We start from the raw sequence: 5,000 nt of genomic DNA, 5'->3' as shown, positions 1-5,000 counted from the left end.
CCTTCCGCGGCATAGTCGTCCACTTCCAGCGGATGGAAGGGCAGGCTGCCAACCAGCATGGCGACATTGCCGTAAATCGCGTCGGCGCCGGCCTGCTCCAAGCTGACCCGCGCCAGCGGCACATCCAGCTCCTCGGCCACCAGCATGGCCAACGCGGTGTGCACACCCTGCCCCATTTCGCTGCGCGGCATGGCCAGCACCACGCCGCCATCGGCCCGTATCTTGATCCAGCCGTTGAACACCACGCCGCTAAGGTCGGGCGCGGCGCCGGCCGGCCAGGGGTGTGCCGCGCTGCCCAGGCGGGAGCGCGCCGGCAACATGCCCCAGCCGACCAGCAGCGCGCCCGCCGCGCCCGCCGCGCTGAACAGCCAGGTTCGCCGTTTCATGCCTTCGCTTTCCTCACGGCGCCGTCGGGCGCCATGCCGGCGGCCCGCTTGATGGCCACGCGGATGCGCTGGTAGGTGCCGCAGCGGCAGATATTGGTCATGGCCGCGTCGATGTCGGCGTCCGTCGGCCTGGGGGTTTTGTCGAGCAGGGCGGCGGCGGCCATCAACATGCCCGATTGGCAGTAGCCGCATTGCGGCACCTGCTCGGCGATCCAGGCCAGCTGCAGGGCATGGGGTTTTTCCGGCGTCCCCAGCGCCTCAATGGTCTGGATGCGCTTACCCAGCACGGCGGACACCGGCATCACGCAGGACCGTACCGCCTGGCCGTCGACCCGCACCGTGCAGGCCCCGCAAGCCGCCACGCCGCAACCGAATTTGGTGCCGGTCATGTTCAGCACGTCGCGCAGCAGCCATAGCAGCGGCATACCGGCATCGGCGTCCGCCTGGACGAGCCGGCCATTGATTTGCAGTTCCACGAAATCTCCCTCAGCGATGCGTCGCCGGAATGAAGACTATATAGACGAGCCCCGGCAGGCGATAGGGCAGCGCCACCACCGTCGTTGCAGGCTTGCCACGCGCCGGCCCGGCACCTGCCGGATGGCCTTGCCGCGCCGGGGAAATGCCTGTGGTCACAGAGGCGGCGGATAATCTGCCCCCTTATGGCACTTATTACCTTACTGGACGCCCAACTCGCTTTTGGGCACGTCGCACTGCTGGACCACGCAGATTTTTCCCTCGAGAGCAACCAGCGCATAGGCCTGATCGGCCGCAACGGCACCGGCAAGTCGTCCCTGCTCAAAATCCTCGCCGGCCTCGAAAAACCCGATGACGGCACCCTGCAGCTGCAGCAAAACCTGCGCATCGCCTACGTGCCGCAGGAGCCCAGCCTGGATCCGCATGCCACCGTCTTCATCGCGGCCAGCGCGGGCCTGGCCCGCACCCGTCACGTGGTCGAGCAGTACCTGGCGGCCGACGAAAACACCGACCTGGACGCCCTGCAATCGGAAATCGAGGCGCTGGACGGCTGGACCTGGGAGCAGCGCGTCGAGGAAACCCTGCACCGCCTGCACCTCGACAAGGACGCCATCGTCGGCTCGCTGTCGGGCGGCACCAAAAAACGCGTGGCCCTGGCCCAGGCGCTGGTCGCCAAGCCCGACGTGCTGCTGCTCGACGAGCCGACCAACCACCTGGACCTGGACTCCATCGCCTGGCTGGAGGAATTGCTGGTCAATTTCAACGGCAGCATCATTACCATCACCCACGACCGGGCCTTCCTGGACCAGGTCGCCACCGTCATCGTCGAACTGGACCGCGGCAAGCTGAATAGCTATCCCGGCAACTTCGCCCAGTACCTGGTGCAAAAAGAAGAGCAGATGGCGCAGGAAGCCGTCATCAACGCCAAAGCCGACAAGCTGCTGGCGCAGGAAGAAATCTGGATCCGCAAGGGCGTGGAAGCGCGCCGCACCCGCAGCGTGGCCCGCATCGGCCGCCTCGAGGCACTGCGCGACAACCGCGCGGCGCGGCGCGATGCCGTCGGCCGCGTCAACCTCGACGTCTCCAGCGGCGAGAAAAGCGGCAAGATCGTCGCCGAGCTCACCGACGTGAGCAAAAGCTTCGGCCACCCGGGCAGCGAGAAAATCATCGTCAACAAATTCACCGGCACCTTGCTGCGCGGCGACAAGGTCGGCCTGCTGGGCCCCAACGGCGCCGGCAAGACCACGCTGCTCAAGCTCATCCTGGGCGAGCTGCAGCCCGATGTGACGAATCCACCCGGCAAAATCCGCCGGGGCGCCAACCTGCAGGTTGCCTATTTCGACCAGATGCGCGACAGCCTGGACCTGGACGCCACACTCGAAGACTTCATTAGCCCCGGCAGCGAATGGGTAGAGATCAACGGCGCGAAAAAACACGTCAAGAGCTACCTGACCGATTTTTTGTTCTCGCCCGCGCGCGCCAATTCACCGGTGCGCACCCTCTCGGGCGGCGAGCGCAACCGGCTGCTGCTGGCGCGCCTGTTCGCGCGGCCGGCCAACGTGCTGGTGCTGGACGAGCCGACCAACGACCTGGACATCGACACGCTGGAGCTGCTGGAAGACCTGCTGCAGAACTACGAAGGCACGGTCTTCCTGGTCAGCCATGACAGGCGTTTCCTCGACAACGTGGTCACCAGCACCATTGCTTATGAGGGCACACCCGAGAACCCGGGTTTCTGGCGCGAATATGAAGGCGGCGTGACCGACTGGATCACTCAGTCCAAACGCGCAGCCCAGATCACCGGCAGCGCCAAGCCCGCGGCGTCCATCCCCAAGCCTTCCGCTAAAACCGGCAGCGAGCCGAAAAAGGATGGCGGTGCACCCGAGGCCTCCGCCAAAAAGAAGCTCAGCTACAAGGAGCAGCGCGAACTCGACGGCCTGCCGGCGCTGATCCAGCAGCTGGAGTCGCAGCAGAAAGCGATCGAGCAGGAGTTGTACGACGGCACGCTTTACACCACCAACGCCAAGCGGGCGGCCGAACTCAATGCGCGCAACAGCAAGATTGAGGAAGAGCTGATGGCCGCGCTGCAGCGCTGGGAAACCCTCTCCTCCTGATTCAGGGCCAGGCTGGATCCGCAGGCACCCGGCCGCGCTGTCGAGCCGGGCGCCTACAGAAAGAGTGGGCGGAAACGCCGATTTCACAGGGCGTGAATACACCTGCTTACGCTACAGTGACCAGCATCATGCTGACACCTGTTGCCGCCGGCCGCACGCCTTCTTACTCCCCGGTTTTTCGTTCCGCGGGGAGCTCGCGCTGGCTGCTCCTGCTGTTCCTGAGCCTGTGGATCACCGGATGCGCCTCACTGCCTAGCGAAGTTGAGCGGCCCGTGTCCACCGCCCTGGCCAATCCTTCGGAAACCCGGCTGGGCGCGCTGGTCGCCGCCCGCGCCGCCAAAGCCGGCACCCGCAACGATTCCGGTTTCGCGCTGGTCGGCGATGCCGAACTGGCATTCACCAGCCGCATGACCTTGATCAAGGCCGCGCAGAAAACCCTGGACATCCAGTACTACGCGATCTTTGCCGACGACACCACCGAACGCATGTTCGAGGCCCTGCGCGAAGCAGCCGGCCGAGGCGTGCGCATCCGCATCCTGCTGGACGACTTCAACACTTCGGGCAAGAACGCCCAGGTGCTCAAGCTTGCCTTCGAGAAAAACTTCGAGCTGCGGCTGTTCAACCCCCTGCCCGGCGGCCGCGGCTCCATGGTCATGCGCATTCTGAGCAACCTCAAGGATGCCGCCCGCCTGCAGCGGCGCATGCACAACAAGATTTTTGTCGCCGACAACGCCGTCGCCATCACCGGCGGCCGCAACCTCGGCGAGACCTATTTCGGCCAGAGCAAGGGGACCAATTTTGTGGACATCGACGTGATCGCGGCAGGCCGCATCGCGCGCGACCTGTCCGCGAGTTTTGACCAGTACTGGAACAACCCGCTGGCCTATCCGGTGCAGTCGCTGATGACCGCCGGGGAGATAGAGGCCCTGAAACGGCCGCCGCCCAGCGCACAGCCCACTAACCTCAACCGGGAAGACCCAGCGGCGCTCGCGACCGCCACCCAGGCCGCCATCGCCGAATCGAATGCATCCGCGGCGTCCACCGCCGCGGCCGCCGCCTTGCCCGACTCGACCGACTTTCGCCTGCTGACCTGGACCTGGGCGCCGTCCATCCTGCTGGTCGACAAGGCCTCCAAGATCGCCGCCGACGCCGACACCACCGGCGAATCCCAGGACACCACGGTGGACGGCCTGCTGCAGCTGATGTCGCAGGCCAAAAGCAATCTGCTCATCGTCTCGCCCTACTTCGTGCCCGGCGAACGCATGATGAAACAGTTCGCCGACCTGCGCCAGCGCGGCGTGCGTGTGCGCGTGCTCACCAACTCGCTGGCCTCCAACGATGCGCCCGCTGCACACGTCGGTTATGCGCGCTACCGCAAGGCGCTGCTGGACCTGGGCATAGAGCTGTATGAAATGCGCGCCGAGCAGGAAGGCTCTTTCTCGAGCTTCGGCTCTTCGGCGCTAGGCGGCGGCTCCACGGGCGGATCCACCAGCGGCTCGCGCGCCAGCCTGCATTCCAAGGTGGTGGTGATGGACGACCGGCTGCTGGTGGTCGGCTCCATGAACCTGGACCTGCGCTCCCAACTGCAGAACAGCGAAGTCGCCATCGTCATCCGCAACCGCGCCATCTCGGCCGAAGCCACGCGCCTGATCGAGCCGACCCTGTCCACCGGAGCCTACCGGGTGGAACTGGATGAAGGCCAGATGGTCTGGCGCGCGCCGCAGGGCTCGCAACTCAAGGATTCCAGGGTCGAGCCTGATGCGAGTTGGGGTTTGAAGTTGATGTTGAAGGTGATTGGGCCGTTTGCGCCGGATGAGATGCTTTAGATCGATTTCTCTCTAGGCTCTGCTTGTTCTCGGTGCTGAGGTCTTGCTGAATTCTGCTGGCCGGGGGTTGCCCGGCAGCAAGTAACTTTCTTTTGCTTCGCCAAAAGAAAGTCACCAAAGAAAAGGCGACCCGCAGTCTGGGTCCCTACGCTTCGCTTCGGGCAACCTGCGGTGCTCGACTACGGCGGGGTCTCGCGCAA

4 protein-coding genes (1 of these 4 running past the window's edge) are annotated in these 5,000 nt (G+C 65.1%); 2 read left to right on the top strand and 2 right to left on the bottom strand.

The features are described from left to right. Together AC1D1F_RS18280 and AC1D1F_RS18275 are read right to left on the bottom strand one after the other, a co-directional pair. A protein-coding gene (locus tag AC1D1F_RS18280) for a xanthine dehydrogenase family protein molybdopterin-binding subunit (RefSeq protein ID WP_477697234.1) crosses the window boundary here: on the bottom strand, positions 1-386 show its 5' end (the start). 1,927 nt of this gene lie to the left of the window's left edge; only the first 386 of its 2,313 coding nucleotides appear in the window; it begins with the start codon at positions 384-386; its stop codon lies beyond the left edge, outside the window. Continuing rightward, entirely contained in the window at positions 383-862 is a 480-nt protein-coding gene (locus AC1D1F_RS18275) for a (2Fe-2S)-binding protein (RefSeq protein WP_477678371.1), read from the bottom strand. Before AC1D1F_RS18275 ends, AC1D1F_RS18280 begins: the two co-directional genes overlap by 4 nt. Positions 863-1,045: 183 nt before the next feature. On the opposite strand from AC1D1F_RS18275, the gene AC1D1F_RS18270 reads away from it, so the two are divergent. Next, on the top strand, positions 1,046-2,974 hold the full coding sequence (locus AC1D1F_RS18270; RefSeq protein ID WP_477678372.1) for an ATP-binding cassette domain-containing protein: 1,929 nt from the start codon (positions 1,046-1,048) through the stop codon (positions 2,972-2,974). 128 nt (positions 2,975-3,102) lie between these two features. Then, positions 3,103-4,800, top strand: coding sequence for a phospholipase D-like domain-containing protein (locus AC1D1F_RS18265; RefSeq protein ID WP_477697235.1), 1,698 nt, complete (start codon positions 3,103-3,105; stop codon positions 4,798-4,800). Positions 4,801-5,000: the final 200 nt, after the last annotated feature.

It is taken from the genome of Polaromonas sp. P1_H6, assembly GCF_056405195.1.
This window is presented reverse-complemented; position numbering and strand designations above follow the sequence as displayed.

What these genes read in the sequence shown, in the direction of transcription:
- AC1D1F_RS18265 (WP_477697235.1), top strand. Translation starts at nt 3,103, where the DNA reads ATGCTGACACCTGTTGCCGCCGGCCGCACGCCTTCTTACTCCCCGGTT.
- AC1D1F_RS18270 (WP_477678372.1), top strand. Translation starts at nt 1,046, where the DNA reads ATGGCACTTATTACCTTACTGGACGCCCAACTCGCTTTTGGGCACGTC.